The sequence below is a fragment of the Corynebacterium auriscanis genome, from assembly GCF_030408435.1.
Lineage (GTDB): Bacteria > Actinomycetota > Actinomycetes > Mycobacteriales > Mycobacteriaceae > Corynebacterium > Corynebacterium auriscanis.
On record NZ_CP047046.1, the window covers coordinates 1,526,764 to 1,543,612 of the forward strand.

General features: G+C 60.8%; 11 protein-coding genes and 1 tRNA gene. 10 read left to right on the forward strand and 2 right to left on the reverse strand.

The genetic code is table 11. The features are described from left to right. Positions 1–462: 462 nt before the first annotated feature. The 6 genes from CAURIC_RS06460 (at position 463) to CAURIC_RS06485 (ending at position 8,787) form a co-directional block, all read left to right on the forward strand. Positions 463–555: a potassium-transporting ATPase subunit F gene (locus CAURIC_RS06460; RefSeq protein ID WP_035114004.1), complete on the forward strand. Its 93-nt coding sequence runs from the start codon at positions 463–465 to the stop codon at positions 553–555. Further along, positions 552–2,234: a potassium-transporting ATPase subunit KdpA gene (gene kdpA, locus CAURIC_RS06465; protein ID WP_290182160.1), complete on the forward strand. Its 1,683-nt coding sequence runs from the start codon at positions 552–554 to the stop codon at positions 2,232–2,234. Before CAURIC_RS06460 ends, kdpA begins: the two co-directional genes overlap by 4 nt. Next, entirely contained in the window at positions 2,231–4,471 is a 2,241-nt protein-coding gene (kdpB, locus tag CAURIC_RS06470; protein WP_035114006.1) for a potassium-transporting ATPase subunit KdpB, read from the forward strand. Before kdpA ends, kdpB begins: the two co-directional genes overlap by 4 nt. Before the next feature lie 127 nt (positions 4,472–4,598). Beyond that, on the forward strand, positions 4,599–5,195 hold the full coding sequence (gene kdpC / locus CAURIC_RS06475; RefSeq protein ID WP_290182161.1) for a K(+)-transporting ATPase subunit C: 597 nt from the start codon (positions 4,599–4,601) through the stop codon (positions 5,193–5,195). A 119-nt stretch (positions 5,196–5,314) separates the two neighbouring features. Continuing rightward, entirely contained in the window at positions 5,315–8,101 is a 2,787-nt protein-coding gene (locus CAURIC_RS06480; protein ID WP_084588148.1) for a DUF4118 domain-containing protein, read from the forward strand. After that, the gene (locus tag CAURIC_RS06485; RefSeq protein WP_070435107.1) at positions 8,098–8,787 is read left to right on the forward strand and encodes a winged helix-turn-helix domain-containing protein; all 690 of its coding nucleotides are present in this window, start codon (positions 8,098–8,100) and stop codon (positions 8,785–8,787) included. Before CAURIC_RS06480 ends, CAURIC_RS06485 begins: the two co-directional genes overlap by 4 nt. Before the next feature lie 302 nt (positions 8,788–9,089). On the opposite strand, the gene CAURIC_RS06490 is transcribed toward CAURIC_RS06485, so the two are convergent. Together CAURIC_RS06490 and CAURIC_RS06495 are read right to left on the reverse strand one after the other, a co-directional pair. Next, on the reverse strand, positions 9,090–9,530 hold the full coding sequence (locus tag CAURIC_RS06490) for a DoxX family protein (protein ID WP_052094984.1): 441 nt from the start codon (positions 9,528–9,530) through the stop codon (positions 9,090–9,092). Positions 9,531–10,344: 814 nt separating this feature from the next. After that, a tRNA-Glu gene (locus CAURIC_RS06495) sits at positions 10,345–10,420 on the reverse strand. 380 nt (positions 10,421–10,800) lie between these two features. On the opposite strand from CAURIC_RS06495, the gene CAURIC_RS06500 reads away from it, so the two are divergent. The 4 genes from CAURIC_RS06500 (at position 10,801) to CAURIC_RS06515 (ending at position 16,835) form a co-directional block, all read left to right on the forward strand. Beyond that, positions 10,801–13,029: an OPT family oligopeptide transporter gene (locus tag CAURIC_RS06500; RefSeq protein ID WP_084588149.1), complete on the forward strand. Its 2,229-nt coding sequence runs from the start codon at positions 10,801–10,803 to the stop codon at positions 13,027–13,029. Positions 13,030–13,075: 46 nt separating this feature from the next. Then, positions 13,076–14,527, forward strand: coding sequence for a glycosyltransferase 87 family protein (locus CAURIC_RS06505; protein WP_290182167.1), 1,452 nt, complete (start codon positions 13,076–13,078; stop codon positions 14,525–14,527). Positions 14,528–14,649: 122 nt separating this feature from the next. Beyond that, positions 14,650–15,801, forward strand: a complete 1,152-nt coding sequence (locus CAURIC_RS06510) for a YihY/virulence factor BrkB family protein (protein WP_052094986.1) — start codon at positions 14,650–14,652, stop codon at positions 15,799–15,801. Between the two features lie 74 nt (positions 15,802–15,875). Further along, positions 15,876–16,835: a restriction endonuclease gene (locus CAURIC_RS06515; RefSeq protein WP_035114007.1), complete on the forward strand. Its 960-nt coding sequence runs from the start codon at positions 15,876–15,878 to the stop codon at positions 16,833–16,835. Positions 16,836–16,849: the final 14 nt, after the last annotated feature.

Sequence of the window (16,849 nt, forward strand, 5' to 3'; positions counted from 1 at the left end):
TCTAACTCGGCTGCGTTGTCCCCCTGTTGGCCGACGCCCCCCGCCGCCCCACCGTTCATATTCCGTTGGTCATTCGCTGTCATCTCAGTCATCCTCCAATGCTTCTTGCGCGGCCTGCACTATTCATTTAACCCTAGGGAGGAACGTGACCCCGAAGAAGAAACGTGCCCCTCCGAAGTAGATACGTGACCCTGAAGAAGAAACGTGCCCCTCCGAAGAAGGAACGTGAACCCGAAGAAGAAACGTGACCGAGAGTGGCGACACACTAACGGAGAACGAGGATGAAGGGTGCGAGGGGCGTCGGTTAGAAAGGGGCGGGTCGTTAAGAAAGCGTCAAAAAACGTTGGGATGCGGCGGGCGCGGTGCTGAGATCATCAGCATGCTTTATGACGTTTTAATGGTCGCAGTGACCTGTGCCCTCTTCGGCGCAATGGGTGCCGCTGTCAAGGCGGTGGACAAGCTATGAGTTGGGAATTGGTTGTCGGGGCGATTCTGGGAATCCTCGCCATCATCTACCTACTGATCGCGTTGCTGAACCCGGAGAAGTTCTCATGACCGGCACGATCACAGGGTGGATCCCTGTCATCATCGTTCTGATTGCCCTGGCGGGTGTGTACGTACCTTTGGGCAATTACATGGCCAGGGTGTTTACGGGTCCCGGGCAAGCGGGTCCCGGGCAATCGGGCTCTGCACATACGGGTTTCGAGAAGCTGGTGTATCGGCTCACGGGTGTGAATCCCGACGGGCAACAAAAGTGGACGCGTTACGCGGCCAGCGTATTGGCGTTTTCCACTATCAGCCTGGTGTTCCTGTACCTGCTGCAGCGCGTGCAGCAATGGTTGCCACTGAACCACGGCAAGGAGCCGGTGACGTGGGATCAGGCGTGGAACACCGCGGTCTCGTTCACCACAAACACAAACTGGCAGTCCTATTCCGGTGAAGTGGCCATGAGCATCCTCACGCAGATGGCCGGCCTGGCCGTGCAGAATTTTGTGTCTGCAGCTGTGGGTATCACCGTGGCTATTGCACTGATCCGCGGGTTGGCCAATCGGCTGGGTAATGGGGAGATCGGCAACTTCTGGGTGGACCTCACCCGTGCCGTTTTCCGCGTGCTGCTGCCGATGGCGGTCATTGGTGCGGTCCTGTTAATTTCGCAAGGTGCGATCCAGAACTTCCATGCCCCCACGACGGTGCAAACGATCACCGGTGGTCAGCAGACCATTCCGGGTGGTGCGGTGGCGTCCCAGGAAGTCATCAAGGAACTGGGCACGAACGGCGGTGGTTACTTCAACGCGAACTCCGCCCACCCGTATGAAAACCCGAACGCATGGACCAACATGCTGGAGATCTTCTTGATCCTGGTAATCCCCGTGAGCCTCACCCGGACCTTCGGGAAAATGATTGGTGATACCCGTCAGGGCTGGGCCGTTCTGGCTGCAATGGCCGTGTTGTACTTCGGCTCTCTGGCTGTGGTGATGTCCAGCGAGACCTCCTTGGCCGCATTCCAAGGTGGCGGTATGGAGGGCAAGGAATACCGCCTAGGTGTACTGCCATCGTCGTTCTTTGCCGTGACCACAACGATGACCTCCACGGGTGCGGTTGATTCGTTCCATTCCAGCTACCACCCACTGGCCGGTGGCATGTTGATTCTGGACATGATGTTGGGCGAGATTTCTCCAGGCGGAGTGGGCACCGGCCTATACGGCATGTTGATGATCGCACTGTTGAGTGTGTTCGTAGCCGGGCTGATGGTGGGCCGTACCCCGGAGTACTTGGGCAAGCGAATTGGTGTTTCGGAGATCACCAAGGTGAGCCTGTACATCCTCGTGATGCCGGCGTTGGTGTTGGCGGGTGTGGGTGTTTCAGCCATGCTTCCATCCACCCGCGATGCCGTTTCCGCATCGGGTCCACACGGGTTTAGCGACCTGGTGTATGCCTACACCTCGGCCTCCAACAACAACGGTTCTGCGTTTGCTGGCTTCGGCGCGGATACCCCGTGGTTCAACATCACTTTGGGCTTGTGCATGCTGCTTGGTCGGTTCCTGCCCATCATTATGGCGCTGGCGCTGGCCGGTGACTTCGCCACGCAAAAACCGGCTGCGGAAACTGCCGGAACTCTACCTACTCACCATCCGCAATTCGTGGGCGTGATGGTCGGCATCGCCATCATTGTTGGCGCCCTGACCTTCCTGCCTACCTTGGTCCTCGGCCCATTGACGGAGGCTTTGTCATGACAACCGCACATCTTTCTACTTCCGGCGATGCTGTTCGCCTTAATCCCGACGCCCCGCGCTCCCCGAACCGATCATCACACGGCGGGAAAAAGCCCGGCGGTACGTTTTCTGTGGCGCAACTGAAAGCAGCTTTGCCGCTGGCCATCAAGAAGATGGACCCGCGTGTGCTGTACAAAACCCCCGTGATGTTCCTGGTGGAAGTGGGCGCGCTGTTCACGCTGGTGCTGGCGATTGCGCACCCTTCCCTGTTCACGTGGTCGATCACGGTGTGGCTGTGGCTGACAGTTCTGTTCGCCACGCTGGCGGAATCCGTGGCCGAGGGGCGCGGTAAGGCGCAAGCCGATGCATTGCGTGCGACCCGCACGTCCTCGAACGCTTTGAAGTTCACGGGTGCCGATATCGCGGATGCCGCCTTGGCCCCGGCCCTGGAGAACTCCGGTGCGGGTGTGCGGGACGTGGCCGAAGAGGTCTCCAGCGAGTCCCTGGTTCCTGGCGATATTGTGCTGGTCAGCGCTGGGGACGTGATCCCCGCCGATGGTGACGTGGTCATGGGTGCCGCCAGCGTGGATGAATCTGCTGTCACGGGTGAATCCGCGCCCGTGATCCGCGAGTCCGGTGGTGATCGCTCCGCGGTCACCGGCGGTACGCGCGTGCTCTCCGATGCCATCGCGGTGCGAGTGACCAGCAAGGCCGGGGAATCCTTCATGGACCGCATGATCGGCCTGGTGGAAGGCGCGGAACGCAAGAAGACTCCCAACGAGGTCGCGCTGGGCACTTTACTCATCGTGCTAACGATCATCTTCATGATCGTGGTGCTGGCACTGGCCCCGATGGCAGCCTTTAACGGCGCCGAGCAATCCCCGGTTGTGCTGGTGGCATTGCTAGTGTGCTTGATCCCCACCACCATTGGTGCGCTGCTGTCCGCAATTGGTATTGCGGGCATGGACCGGTTGGTTCAGCACAACGTGCTGGCCATGTCCGGTCGCGCGGTGGAAGCCGCCGGTGACGTGGCCACGTTGCTGTTGGATAAGACCGGCACCATCACCATTGGTGACCGCCAAGCCAGCGAGTTCGTGGCCGTGGGCGATACCACCAAGGAAGAACTGACCTACGCGTGCCAGCTTTCCTCCCTTGCCGATGAAACCCCCGAGGGGCGCTCTATCGTCCTGTTGGCCCAGAAGGAATCCGGCCGGGCCATTCCGGACGTGACCTTCCGCGAAGCCGAGTTCATCCCCTTCACTGCGCAAACCCGCATGAGTGGCATCACGTTGCCCGCCGGTGCCGGGGAGTACACCGAATGGGTCGGGGCCACCGGCCAGGCTCGCGCACGCAAGATCGTCAAGGGCGCGGCATCGGAAGTGACCAAATTGGTGGCGACGCTGGGCGGCGAGGTCCCCACCGCGACCACGGACGTGGTTAACGACATTTCCAATAACGGTGGAACTGCACTGGTCGTAGCCGAGATCGCATTAGATCCCCAAGGTGAAGACCGCGCCGGGCGCGTCCTGGGCGTCATCCACCTCAAGGACGTAGTCAAGCCGGGCATGACTGAACGTTTCGAACAACTACGCAAAATGGGCATTCGTACCGTCATGGTCACGGGCGATAATGCCCTGACCGCCAAGGCCATCGCCGCGGAGGCCGGAGTGGACGACGTGCTGGCCGAGGCCACCCCTGAGCAGAAGCTGGAGCTAATCCGCAAGGAACAAGCCAAGGGCCGCTTGGTTGCCATGACCGGTGACGGCACCAACGATGCCCCTGCCCTCGCGCAGGCCGACGTGGGTGTGGCCATGAACACCGGTACCACCGCGGCCAAGGAGGCCGGCAACATGGTGGATCTGGATTCGGATCCCACCAAGTTGATCGACGTGGTGGCCATCGGAAAGCAGCTGCTGATTACCCGCGGGGCGCTGACCACGTTCAGTATTGCCAACGATATTGCCAAGTACTTCGCCATCATTCCCGCAATGTTCGTCGTAGCTTTCCCCGGCCTGTCCGCGTTGAACATCATGCGCCTGCATTCTCCGGAGTCAGCCATTCTCTCCGCAGTCATCTTCAACGCGCTGATCATCATCGCGTTGATCCCGCTGGCGCTGAAAGGTGTGAAGTACCGCGCAGGTTCGGCGGCCGCATTACTGTCCCGCAACCTCATGATCTTCGGCTTGGGTGGAGTAATCGTGCCGTTCATCGGCATCAAGATCATCGACCTCATTATCTCCGGGGTATTCGGGTTATAGGCCGGGCGGGTATATCTGCTGGTTCTGCCCCTGCTACAACCCCGCAGCTCCTGCTGCCACCCCACAGCCCCTGCTACCACCCCATAACCCCTGCTGCCACCCCACAGCCCTCCAGAAAGGAAAAACAATGGCTAAAGCTCCATCCGGCAACGGCCTGCGCCTAGCCTCCACTACGGTGCGCATCTTCTTCTTGCTCACCCTGATCCTGGGCATCGTCTACCCCATCGCGATGGTGGGTGTAGGCCGCATCATGCCGGCCAAGACCGATGGCTCTATGATCACCAACTCACAGGGCGAACCAGCGGGTTCCACCCTGATTGCCCAAGAGGTCACCGCTCCGGGTTTCTTCTACCCTCGACCCTCTGCCGCTGGGGATGATGGTTTCGACGCCATGAGCTCCTCCGCCACGAACCTCTCCCCCTCTAGCAAGGACCTGCAAGCGGCCATTGCAAAGCAGCGTGATGAGGTCGCTGCACGCGAAAACGTCTCCCCCAACGACGTTCCGGTAGATGCCGTGACGTCCTCGGGCTCTGGCCTGGACCCACACATCTCCACCCGGTATGCGCAGCTGCAGGCCCCGCGTGTGGCGAAGGAACGCGGGATCGACAAGGCCCGCGTGGACCAGTTGATCGCCGATGCCACGGAAGGCAACTTCACCGGCAACCGGGATGGCGCCCCGGTGAATGTCGTGAAGTTGAACAAGGCCCTCAGCGACATGAGCTAAGTGGGCAACCCCTGCTCCCCGTTGTGATTCGAGGTTCGGTCGCGGCGGGGGGCGTCGGTGTAAAAAGGCACTACGAAGGCCGGCGCGGCCGTGACAACAACGAGGAGACAACAGCGACCATGGGACAGCGGGGCAAGCTTAAGGTCTATCTGGGATTTGCGCCGGGTGTGGGTAAGACGTGCGCGATGCTCAGTGAGGCGCATGACCTGGTTGATCGCGGGCACGATGTGCTGGTCGGCATCGTGGAAGACCATGGGCGCGAGCGCACGCGGGCGCTAACCGAGGGCTTGCCGATTCTGCCACGCAAAATGGTGGCGCACCGCGGTGGCGAGTACGACGAGATGGACCTTGAGGCCGCGCTGGCCGCGCACCCGCAGGTGGTGCTGGTCGACGAGTTGGCGCACACCATCGTGGGCGCGCAGGATTCCGATGGAGACCGGCCGGCGGAGGGCGCAAAGCGTTGGCACGATGTGTATGCCCTGCTGGACGCCGGAATCGACGTGATCTCCACGATGAATATCCAGCATGTGGAATCGCTCAACGATGTGGTCTCCGCCGTGACGGGAACGCGACAGCGCGAGACCGTGCCGGATCAGGTACTGCGCGATGCCGATGAGATCGAGCTGGTGGACCTCTCCCCCGATGCTCTGCGCATTCGCCTGGCGCGCGGTGAGGTGTATCGACAACAGCAGGCTGAAACCGCACTGAACAGCTACTTCCGGGTCGGCAACCTGACAGCCCTGCGCGAGCTGAGCCTGCTGTGGCTGGCCGACAAGGTCGACGAGGTACTGGAGAAGTACCGTGAGGACGAAAAGATCCAGGACAACTGGCCCGCCCGCGAGCGTGTGGTCGTAGCAGTTCAAGGCGATGATGTCTCCGAGGCCCTGATCCGCCGTGGTGCGCGCATCACCGAGCGTGTGGCCGGGCGCGAAATGCTCGTGGTGTTCGTCTCAGGTGCCGATGGGGCCCTGGAGGGCGACGTGCCACGGCGGTTGCGCCGATTGCAGGAGCTGACGGAATCCCTCGACGGCCAGTGGCGCGTCATCGAGGGCGACGATGTGGCCAAGACGTTGCTGGAGTTCGCGCGCACGGTCAATGCGTCGCAGTTGGTGATCGGCCTGGGCACGCGCATGAGCCGCCTGTTTAGTTCCACGGCCCACAAGATTATCGATGGGTCCGGGCGCATTGACGTGCACATTGTGTCCACGGTGGGCTCGGCGGTGAAGAACGGGCGCAGTTCAACCGTTCGGTCGCTGCTGCGACGGGCGAAAACCTACGTGGTGGGGCGTTCGCGCCGGCACACTGGAGCGCTGGATACGACTCCACAGTTAAGCCCCGCCCGGCGCGGAGCTGGCTGGGCGTTGGCGATCCTGGGGCCGATCCTGTTAACCCTGTTCATGACGCCCTTCGATCACCAGGAAGGTGCACTGGGTTCCATCCTGCTGGGGTATTTGACCATCGCGGTGTTCGCGGCGCTAGCGGGTGGTTTTGGTCCAGCGATTGTGGCTGTGGCCTTGGGTTCTGTGCTAGCAAACTGGTTTTTCACCCACCCCTATCGCACACTCACGGTGACCGAGCCTGCCAACCTGGTGCAGATCATCTTGTTTTTTGTTATTTCGGTGGCCGTCGCGGTGGTGGTGGATATTGCGGAACGACGCCGCGCTGAGTCCAACCGACGGCTAGGCCAGGCGGTGGTGCTGTCCGACCTCGCGCGTGGCGCGCTGGATGAGGGCGATGATATCCACAGTTTGCTATCGCGGTTGCGGGAGACGTTCAACCTGCGGCGCGTGGATTTGCAGCAGTATTCGAAGGAGCGGAAAAAGTGGGTGACGATGGCGACCACCGATCCCGGTGGGATCGGTGTGCCATGGCCCGGTAAGAAGACCCCCGCGCACGTGGGTGCGGGCGACGGCATGCGGTTCGTGTTGGGCGGGCGGGAGCTGTCACCGGCGGAAAGTGCCATGATCGAGGCTCACGGTGCGCGGATCACCGCCATTATCGACCGCGAGCAGCTGCACGCGATGCGCCGGGCGACGGCCGCGTTGGAGGCGGGAAACCGTGTGGGTACGGCCCTGTTGACGGCCGTGTCTCACGACTTGCGCACCCCGCTGGCGGGGATCAAGGCGGCGATCACGGGGCTGACGATGGACGACGTGGAGCTGGACGAGGATTCCCGCGCGCTGTTGATGGACACGATTGCCTCCAGCACCGACCGGCTGGAGACGGTCATTGGGAATCTGTTGGATATGAGCCGCGTGAACTCCAACACCGTCACCGTCCATCACGCCCCGGTGAATTACGCCGACGTGGTGGATGCTGTTATCGCGGAGCTGCCCGAGGCTGCCCAGTACATCGAATCGCACGTGGATGCCTCGGTGGCACCCGCGGTAGGTGATACGGGCTTAGTGCAGCGCATTGTCGCCAACATTGTGATCAACGCGCGGACGTACGCGCCGAATTCGCCCATTGAGATCCGCGCGCAAGAGGGTGTTAGTGCAAACACGGCTTCCCCCAGCACCGTGCAACTCATCATCAGCGACCACGGCCCTGGGTTTCCACCAGAGAAGCTCAACGACGTGTTCACTCCCTTCCAGCGCCTTGGCGATCAATCTGCCAACCAGAATGGACTGGGCCTGGGCCTGGCAGTCGCCCGCGGATTCGCCGAGGCCATGGGCGGTAGCTTGGAAGCACACAACACGCCCGGCGGAGGCGCGACGCTGGTGCTCACACTCCCCCGCGCTGGAGCTGCGCCCACTGATCTCACATCCGCCGCGGATCACACACCCACTGCCGCCCCACACCCCACCTCCACGGACCGCCACCGTACGGGGACGGCAGGGGTGGGGATGAGGGTGGCGTCGGATAAAAAAGAAACCAACAACGCCAACCCCAAGGAACCAGAATGAACAGTGAAAAGATTTTGATGGTTGAGGACGACGCCCCCTTGGCCAATGCGGTGCTCGTCACCCTTCGGGCGCGGGGGTATGACGTGAAGGTGGCGAAGACCGCCAGCGCGGCGATCAAGCTGGCCGCCGAGTGGCACCCGCACGCGCTGCTGCTGGACCTGGGGCTACCGGATATGAGCGGCCTAGACGTTCTGCGTGCCCTACGGAGCTGGAGCGATGTGCCCGTTCTAGTGGTCTCGGCGCGGCACGACGAGGCCGGGAAAATTAACGCGCTGGATGAGGGCGCCGATGATTACGTGACCAAGCCGTTTGCCGTGGGGGAGCTGCTGGCGAGGCTGCGGGCGGCGTTACGCAGGGCCCCCAGTGAGGAGGCGGAGCAACCGGTGGTGTGGACCTCCGATGGGCGCGTGGCGTTCGATTTGCCGGAAAAGCGCGTGACAGTGGATGGTGCGGAGGTGCATCTCACGCCCCGCGAATGGGGAATCGCGGAGTACCTGATTCGCCATCAGGGGCGGTTGGTGACGAAGCTGGAGCTGCTACAGGCGGTATGGGGCGAATCATATAAGAAGGAGACGAACTACCTGCGGGTGTATATGTCTCAGCTGCGCGCGAAGCTGGAGCGCGATCCCGCGAATCCGCAGTACTTCACGACGGAGCTGGGGGTTGGGTATCGGCTGGTGCTGTAAGCGGGCGTCGTAGGCGCAGGCCGTCAGCCGGAGTTGGGTAGCGACCAGCGTTCCAAGCAGCGTCGTAGGCGCAGGCCGTCAGCCGGAGTTGGGTAGCGACTGGTGCTGTAAGCGGGCGTTGTAGGCGCAGGCCGTCAGCCGGAGTTGGGCGGTCTGCGCATAAAAGCACCCACCATCCGCATGATGCGGAAATGGTAGGTGCTGGGTTTGTGGGTGGTGGCGAGTGTGCGCTGGGTTAATTGGCGATGGCTTACCAGCCTTGGCACGTGGGCCTGCCTAACGTGCGGCCACCACGGTCCCGTTTAGTGCTTGTTGTCGCGAGTAGCCAGGTACAGCAGGCCACCGATGACGGCGAGGTTCTTAACGAACTGCAGCTGCTGCTGGCCCTTGTCTTCCTCGGTTTCCTGATCCCAGAAAGCGTGGCCAACCAAGGTGGTTGGAATGAGGGAACCGACCAAGCCCAGTGCGCTGAGCTGTGGGAAGATACCCAAGGCCAGTGCGGAACCCAGTCCCATCTGAGCGTACGCATTGATGGTGGCCATGTGCTTGCCCTCGACGGGCAGGTTGTTCAGGCCGACCTTCTTCGCTGCAGAATCGGCCATTCCGCCAACGCCCTCGATGTTTTTCAGCGCGTTCTGTGCGCCGATGATGAACAGTGGCATAACGGCAGCGCGGCCTAAGACGGAGCCAGCCTTCGAGATAAAGGATCGTTCTGGCTGGGTTTTCAACAGGTTGTTCAACATAGTGGTGACCCTCCTACGGGTATTGAGTGTTGGGCTGTGGTCTTGCCCTAATGGTCAGTCTAATTACGTTCATTGGCTGTATCACCCACCATGTAGGTGACAGTTCAGCATTTTATCGTTCACATCACCCACCATGTAGGTGATACGTCAACCATCATAGCGGAGGGTGTTGGTGTTCGCAATAGCCAAGCGGACACCGACCCAAAAAAAATTTCGGCAACCGCCAAACCCCGCGCCTCTCGCCAAAAAGAGTTTTCACCAACCGCCACACCCCGCGCCTCTCGCCCAAAAAATTTTCGGCAACCGCCACCTATGCACTTCTCCCCCATATAGCTTTCCCCACCCGCCACGTCCGCATCCCTCCCTAAAACTCTTTCAGGCTGCCCGTTTCACCCCCCTTCTGCGAATATCTTCACTCCCCGAGATTTTTACCCCCAGCGAACAGCCGGAAAAAGCTTTTCTCATACCTGATCCCGTTTCACCCCAAATGCCTCCACCCCTGCGGCGCCGATGATCCATTTCATGGACATGATCCTCCCTCACCCCTCAATTCCACGCACTCCCGCACAACTACGTTCAACAAACAGAACGAAACAACACAAAAACCGACCCAACGACGCATCTCATTCTGCAAACCCAACCGGCGCGAAGAAAACAGGAACGAATATCAAGCAACACAGAAACACGCCACCCAACACGCCCTAAAACACGCTGCCCAACACCCCCCAAAAAAGCAGAGCTAAGGGTCAAAAAGCAGAAAGAAGCGACACGAAAAAACGCCTCCACCTCGAATCAAGGTGGGGGCGCTGAGATTTGGTACCCCGTACGGGATTTGAACCCGTGTTACCGGCGTGAGAGGCCAGCGTCCTAGGCCGCTAGACGAACGGGGCAGGACATCACAGTTGCGACTGAAATCAGTGTGCAAGCGACGGAACAGAACTTTACACGTCACGGGAAATATTTACCTAATCCGCAGGTCACTCGATGATTTACACCAAATCGATGCCAATTCCCACTGAAAAGAAGTCCGAGTAGGCCCCCACCCTGCCCATAACCTCGCCATCCCCGCCATCCCACTCGCCACCCTTCCGCAAAAAATGCGCATAACCGATTGGGCAACTGCACCTCTCGAGGCCTAAAATCCCCAAGTAAATCAGTTCTGTGTTAGCTGGCCGATCATCGCGGACGAGCCGTAACCCTCGTCACACGCCCCGACGCGCTGGCCTACACACCCGATTTCAAACCCATAGCAGCTAGAAAGAGCTCCCAAATGACCAGCTCATCTGATTCAGCAGGCTCGGCCCAACCGGCCGACCTGCGAGATAAAGCAAAGCCCACCTCTCCGGTGCGAGAGTTCACTCTCCGCGCGGTCATCCTCGGTGGCATTATCACTCTGATTTTCACCGCGGCCAACGTGTACTTGGGCCTCCGCGTGGGCCTCACGTTCGCCACGTCCATCCCCGCCGCCGTGATCTCCATGGCGATCCTGCGTAACTTCAAGGATCACTCCATCCAGGAGAACAACATCGTACAGACCATCGCGTCTGCCGCGGGCACCCTCTCGGCGATCATCTTCGTCCTCCCCGGCCTCATCATGGTCGGCTGGTGGCAAGGCTTCCCGTACTGGACGACAGCCGCGGTCTGCGCGATCGGCGGCATCCTCGGCGTGATGTTCTCCATCCCGCTGCGCCGCGCGCTCGTCACCGGCTCTGACCTGCCGTTCCCAGAAGGCGTGGCCGCTGCGGAGGTCCTCAAGGTCGGTGACACTCAAGGTGAACAAAACGCGCAAGCCGCCAACGCTGCCGCCACTGCTGGAACGAACCCAGCCAGCACCCCCGCTGCCGACGCCACGGGCACGACGGGCGCCGGCACCGTCATTGCTGAATCCGCGGGCGACAGCACCGGCAGCACCAGCAGCACCGGCAACACTGACAACACTGGCAACGCCAGCAACACCCTCAGCACCAGCAGCACCTCCACCGATGCCCACGAGGAGAACAAGCAAGGCCTCCGAATGATCATCGTCGGCGCCCTGGCCTCCGCGGCCATGGCCATCCTCGGTGCGATGAAGGTCGCCGCCACGGAGATCGCCACGTTCTTCCGCGTCGGCTCCGGCGGCACGATGATTGGCGGTTCCCTCTCCCTCGCACTGATCGGTGTGGGGCACCTGGTCGGTCTTTCTGTCGGAATCGCGATGATCATCGGCCTCGCCATCTCCTACGGAGTGCTGCTCCCACTGCGCACGTCCGGTCTCATTCCAGCGGAAGGCGATATCTCTGACATCGTGTCCTCCACCTTCGCCTCCGACGTCCGTTTCATCGGCGCCGGTGCGATGGCGATCGCTGCGGTTTGGACTCTGCTGAAGATCATCGGACCAATCATCAAGGGAATCAAAGACAGCATGGCGTCGTCCCGCGCCCGTAACGCCGGCCAACAAGTAGCCCTCACCGAAAAAGACATCCCCTTCCCCGTGGTCGCAGGTGTGACTTTGGCCTCGATGATCCCCGTGGGTGTGCTGCTGTGGCTGTTCGTCAAGGATTCCGCCATCACCCACCACATGACCGGCCTGATTATCTTGTCGATCGTCTACACCCTCCTGGTCGGCCTGATCGTGGCTTCCATCTGTGGTTACATGGCCGGCCTGATCGGCGCGTCGAACTCCCCGATCTCTGGCGTGGGCATCATCGTGGTGTTGTCGGCTGCTTTGCTGATCAAGGTGGTTGTTGGGGGTGAGGCCGACGCCGACGCGCTGGTCGCCTACACCCTCTTCACGGCCGCGGTGGTATTCGGCATCGCGACGATCTCGAACGATAACCTGCAGGACTTGAAGACCGGCCAACTGGTGGGCGCGACCCCGTGGAAGCAGCAGGCCGCCCTCGTCTTCGGTGTGATCTTCGGCTCGATTGTCATCCCGCCAATTCTGGAACTGATGCTGAAGGGCTTCGGTTTCGCCGGCGCTCCCGGGGCTGGTGCGGATGCGCTGCCTGCGCCTCAGGCGGCCCTGCTGAGCTCCGTGGCTAAGGGCATTTTCGGTAACTCCCTGGACTGGGGCCTGATTGGCTTGGGTGCGGCGATCGGCGCCGTGGTGATTGTCATCAACGAGGTCCTGTCCAAAACCGGTGAGTTTTCCCTGCCTCCACTGGCCGTGGGCATGGGCATGTACCTGCCGGCTTCCCTGACCTTGGTCATTCCTATCGGTGCCCTGCTGGGTTACCTGTACAACAAGTGGGCCGATAAGCAGGCGAATGCGGAGCGCACCAAGCGCATGGGTGTGCTGATGGCCACCGGTTTGATCGTGGGTGAATCGCTGTTCGGTGTGCTCAACGCGGGCATCATCGCGGCGACCTCTGATAGCTCCGCGCTGGCCGTGGTTGGCGAGGACTTCGCGAAGACCGCCCAGTGGATTGGCCTGGCGCTGTTCGTTGTCCTGGTGGGCATGGTGTACAACTACCTGAAGAAGTCCCAGGCAAAGACCGGGGTGAAGACCGCGGCGAAGTAGTTGCTGGGGTCTCCCGCCGCGGAGAACCAGACAAAGGCAGCATATTTTGTCCCTAGCTACAGAATCCCTAGCTACAGAAACTGTGAAGCGCATCCACCTGCGCCCCAGCCACAAAATCGTGTTGGGTGTGGTGGGTGCGCTTTCGGCGTTGGTCGCACTGTTTAACCCACGGGCTTCCCTGGAGCGCGGCAGCCTGGTCCTCCAGTACCGGTTGGATCTGGACGTATACCGCGTGGGTGCACAGCGCGTGCTGGATGGGTTGGAGCTGTACAGCGGGCACTTCCCCATCATCGGCGATATCGAATTGCCGTTTACGTACCCACCGATTTCCGCGTTGTTGTTCACGCCTTTGACGGTGCTGCCGTACACGGCCAGTTCTGTGTTGTTGACGTTCGCGACCGTGGCGGTGACCTGGTGGGTTGTGGCGCACACGGTGCATTCAGCCGCACGCGTAGAGCGGAATTTCGCCGGCTGGGTGGCCGTGGCCCTGACCGCGGTGCTGATCCACCTGAGCCCTATCCATACCTCCATCACGTACGGTCAGATCAACGTGCTGTTGATGGCGATGGTGTTCGCGGATGCCTTCGTGGTCCCCCGCCGTTTCCGTGGCCTGTTGACGGGGTTTGCCGTTGCTATCAAATTGACGCCCGCCGTATTCGGATTGTGGTTCTTGCTTCGCAAAGATTGGGGCTCCGTGGTCCGGATGGGCGCGGGCACGGTGGGTGCCACCGCGCTGGCGTGGTTGATTCTGCCGCGGGATTCCATGCGGTATTGGACACAGACTCTGCGCGAAACTGGGCGGATCGGCGGCGAGGAATACGCGTTGAATCAGAGCCTGAACGGATTGCTCTACCGCATGGGTCTGCGTGCGAAGGCGGCTGACGGCGGCGGTGTGGGCGAACAGGTTGGGGAGGCGCTGAACACTGCACAGGGCGCAAGTGGTTCGCACAGCGCGTATGGGGCGCAGCTGTGGCTGATGCTGGTTGTCCTGGCGCTCATTGTGGTGAGTTTCGTGATGGTGCGGTTGCTCCGCGCGGGAGCACCCATTGCGGCGCTGTGTGTTAATGCGCTGTTCGCGCTGCTGGCTAGTCCGATTTCGTGGTCGCACCACTGGTCTTGGGCGCCGGTGTTGTTAGTGGCGATTGGTTGCTACGCGTTGGCTAGTCCCCGCGGATCGAGCGGTGGGCAAATTTACCGGCAGGGAGCGAATTGGCACGAAGCCAGCCGACGCGAGGTGCCCCCTGCTTCCCCCGGTTCGGGCCTAGATGCCCGCCCCCTCGCGGGCCCGCGCTGGATGTGGGTGGCCCTGCTCGTCGCGGGCTTCGCCGCTTTCGCACTGGAACCGACCCTCTACGTGCCATTCAACGATCACCGAGAGTTGCACTGGAACCTCTGGCAGCAATTCGTGGGCAACGCCTACCTGTGGTGGACCCTCATTGCGCTCGCATTGCTGGGCACCTTCGCCCGTACTCCCCGACCTACCTGCCCACGCGCCTGACTGCCCCTTGGGAGCGCCTTGCCCTACCCATGCCACCTCCAACGGGATCTTGTGGTCCCAAACCCGAACCCTTCGGCACGGCGTCGAAAATTAAGGCCCCCAAGCAGGTACGTTAGGTAGCGATGAGCAAGAAGATCGAGCTGCAAGGTGCCCACCGGATTGAGCAACCCGAATTCGTGGTGCCGGTAAACGGGCATCCAGCTGTGGAGGTACTGAGTCCCCGTGAGTACCACCGGACGGTGAGCCGGCCTGAGTTCTGGCTCCGCGGCACGGCCTGGCGGCACATCGCTAGGCGGTTGTATATCGAGTACTTTTTCCGGGGCCTGATGGACCGCGGAGCGATTCTGAGCTTCTTCACGCTGCTGACGATGGTGCCCACACTGATGGCGTTCTATGCGATCACCACGTTGATTCTGGATAAGAATCGCACGCGCGTGAAGGAGATCACCGACCAGTTCATCACGGAGAACGTCCCCGGGCGTTTCGCGGACGAGGCCCGCCAGATCGTGGAGCAGATCATCGGTTCGACGGATAAGTCGGTGCGGACCTTGGTTATTTCCGTTGTGTTCGCGCTGTTTTCCTCGTCGGCGTATGTTCGCGCGTTTTCCCGCAGTGCGAATGCGCTGTATGGGCGGCAGGAGGGCCGCACGCTCGCCCGCACGTGGCTGACGATGTGGGGTCTAACGATCGCGCTAGTATTCGGCCTGGTACTGATCGCTGTGGCGTTCTTCCTGCGGGCGGATCTGCTGCAGCCGGTCTTGAACACCATCGCGGAGCCGCTGAACTGGGAAGGCGCCGCGGACTTTGTGCTCAACGAGTTCCTGCCAGTGTGGGGGTACCTGCGCTGGCCGGTGGTGTTCGGGCTGTCAATCATGCTGATCGCAGTGTTGTATCACGTGGCGCCGAACGTCCGGTATGGGCGGGTGCGCTGGCTGACGACGGGTTCGGTATTCGCACTGGTCACCATGACGTTGGTGGGGCTGGGCGTGCGCACCTACCTGAACCATTTCCTAGAGTTCGGCACCTACGGGGCCCTAGGTGGTCTTATCGCACTGTTTTTAGGCCTGGTCATTGCTAACACGTTGTTGCTGATGGGCTTGAAACTCGACGCCGAGGTCGCCCGATTCCGCGAACTCCAGGCGGGCATGTCCAGCGAGGACGTGATCCAGGTCCCTCCCCGCTCGAGCGTGGCGGCCTTCGGCCAGGACGAGATCGACGACAGGCTGCGGGCGGATGCGCGGAGTTACAAAGAGCGGGACCACAAAGACGAATAAGACTCCGAACGAATAATCGTGACTTAAATGAAGTAATTTACGTTCATCACTATCACTTGGAAAGATACGCTCCCATGACCGAACAAGTGCCCGCGATGGCCGAACAAATGCCCACCATCGATCAGTTTCGCCCCGCTGTGCTCAATATTCTTTCGGATGGGCACGAACGTTCTATGAACGACATTCGCCGGCGGGTCGCCGACAGCCTAGATATGTCCCAAGAACTTCGCAACGAGCGGATTTCGTCAGGACAATTGCGGTATGGCAACAGGATAAATTGGGCATGTTCGGCCCTCACATTGGCCGGTCTTTTGGAACGCCCTCGTAGAGGCCATTACCGCATTACGGAGAACGGCCGAAGCGTCGCGCAGCGGTCACTCTCCGAGTATTCCGAAAAAGACATGCTGGAATGGGCCGATTGGCGAACCTACCAGACTGAAATCTCTCAGCGTAAGCAATCGGATTCTTTGGAATCTTCACGGGACGGGGACCGCGAAGATACTGCGGATCCCGTCGAGCGCCTATCCGCTGGCGAACGAGATTTCAACGCACAGACCGAAACCGCCTTGCGAAGTCGGCTCCAAAAGGCCTCTCCTGAATTCTTTGAGAAAGCCGTGATCGAGCTGCTCTGGGCTATGGGGTACGGCGGCGCTTACGGTGAAAAACAGCATGTGGGCCGTTCTGGTGACGGTGGTATTGACGGCGTGATCCGGCAGGATGCACTGGGGTTGACGAATGTCTACATCCAAGCAAAACGTTACGCGGACCACAATAAAGTTGGCGACCCTGAGATTCGCAATTTCATTGGTGCTCTAGATTCACATGGGGCGAACCTTGGTGTATTCATCACAACCTCGTCATTCCAAGACAGGGCCAAGACTACGGCGGCCAATTACCGACATGGAAGAATCGTCCTCATCGATGGCCTTAAGCTGACGTCCCTGATGCTGTCGTACGGAGTGGCCGTCCACAAAACTCGAGAGTTTGTGCTCTACAAAATTGACGATGATTTCTTCGAGGATGATTTGGCCTAGCTTCGGGTTGACCA

Bases quoted from the DNA above. Each gene is read 5' to 3' on its own strand.
- CAURIC_RS06460 (WP_035114004.1), top strand. From the start codon at position 463: ATGAGTTGGGAATTGGTTGTCGGGGCGATTCTGGGAATCCTCGCCATC.
- kdpA (WP_290182160.1), top strand. From the start codon at position 552: ATGACCGGCACGATCACAGGGTGGATCCCTGTCATCATCGTTCTGATT.
- kdpB (WP_035114006.1), top strand. From the start codon at position 2,231: ATGACAACCGCACATCTTTCTACTTCCGGCGATGCTGTTCGCCTTAAT.
- kdpC (WP_290182161.1), top strand. From the start codon at position 4,599: ATGGCTAAAGCTCCATCCGGCAACGGCCTGCGCCTAGCCTCCACTACG.
- CAURIC_RS06480 (WP_084588148.1), top strand. From the start codon at position 5,315: ATGGGACAGCGGGGCAAGCTTAAGGTCTATCTGGGATTTGCGCCGGGT.
- CAURIC_RS06485 (WP_070435107.1), top strand. From the start codon at position 8,098: ATGAACAGTGAAAAGATTTTGATGGTTGAGGACGACGCCCCCTTGGCC.
- CAURIC_RS06490 (WP_052094984.1), bottom strand. From the start codon at position 9,530: ATGTTGAACAACCTGTTGAAAACCCAGCCAGAACGATCCTTTATCTCG.
- CAURIC_RS06500 (WP_084588149.1), top strand. From the start codon at position 10,801: ATGACCAGCTCATCTGATTCAGCAGGCTCGGCCCAACCGGCCGACCTG.
- CAURIC_RS06510 (WP_052094986.1), top strand. From the start codon at position 14,650: ATGAGCAAGAAGATCGAGCTGCAAGGTGCCCACCGGATTGAGCAACCC.
- CAURIC_RS06515 (WP_035114007.1), top strand. From the start codon at position 15,876: ATGACCGAACAAGTGCCCGCGATGGCCGAACAAATGCCCACCATCGAT.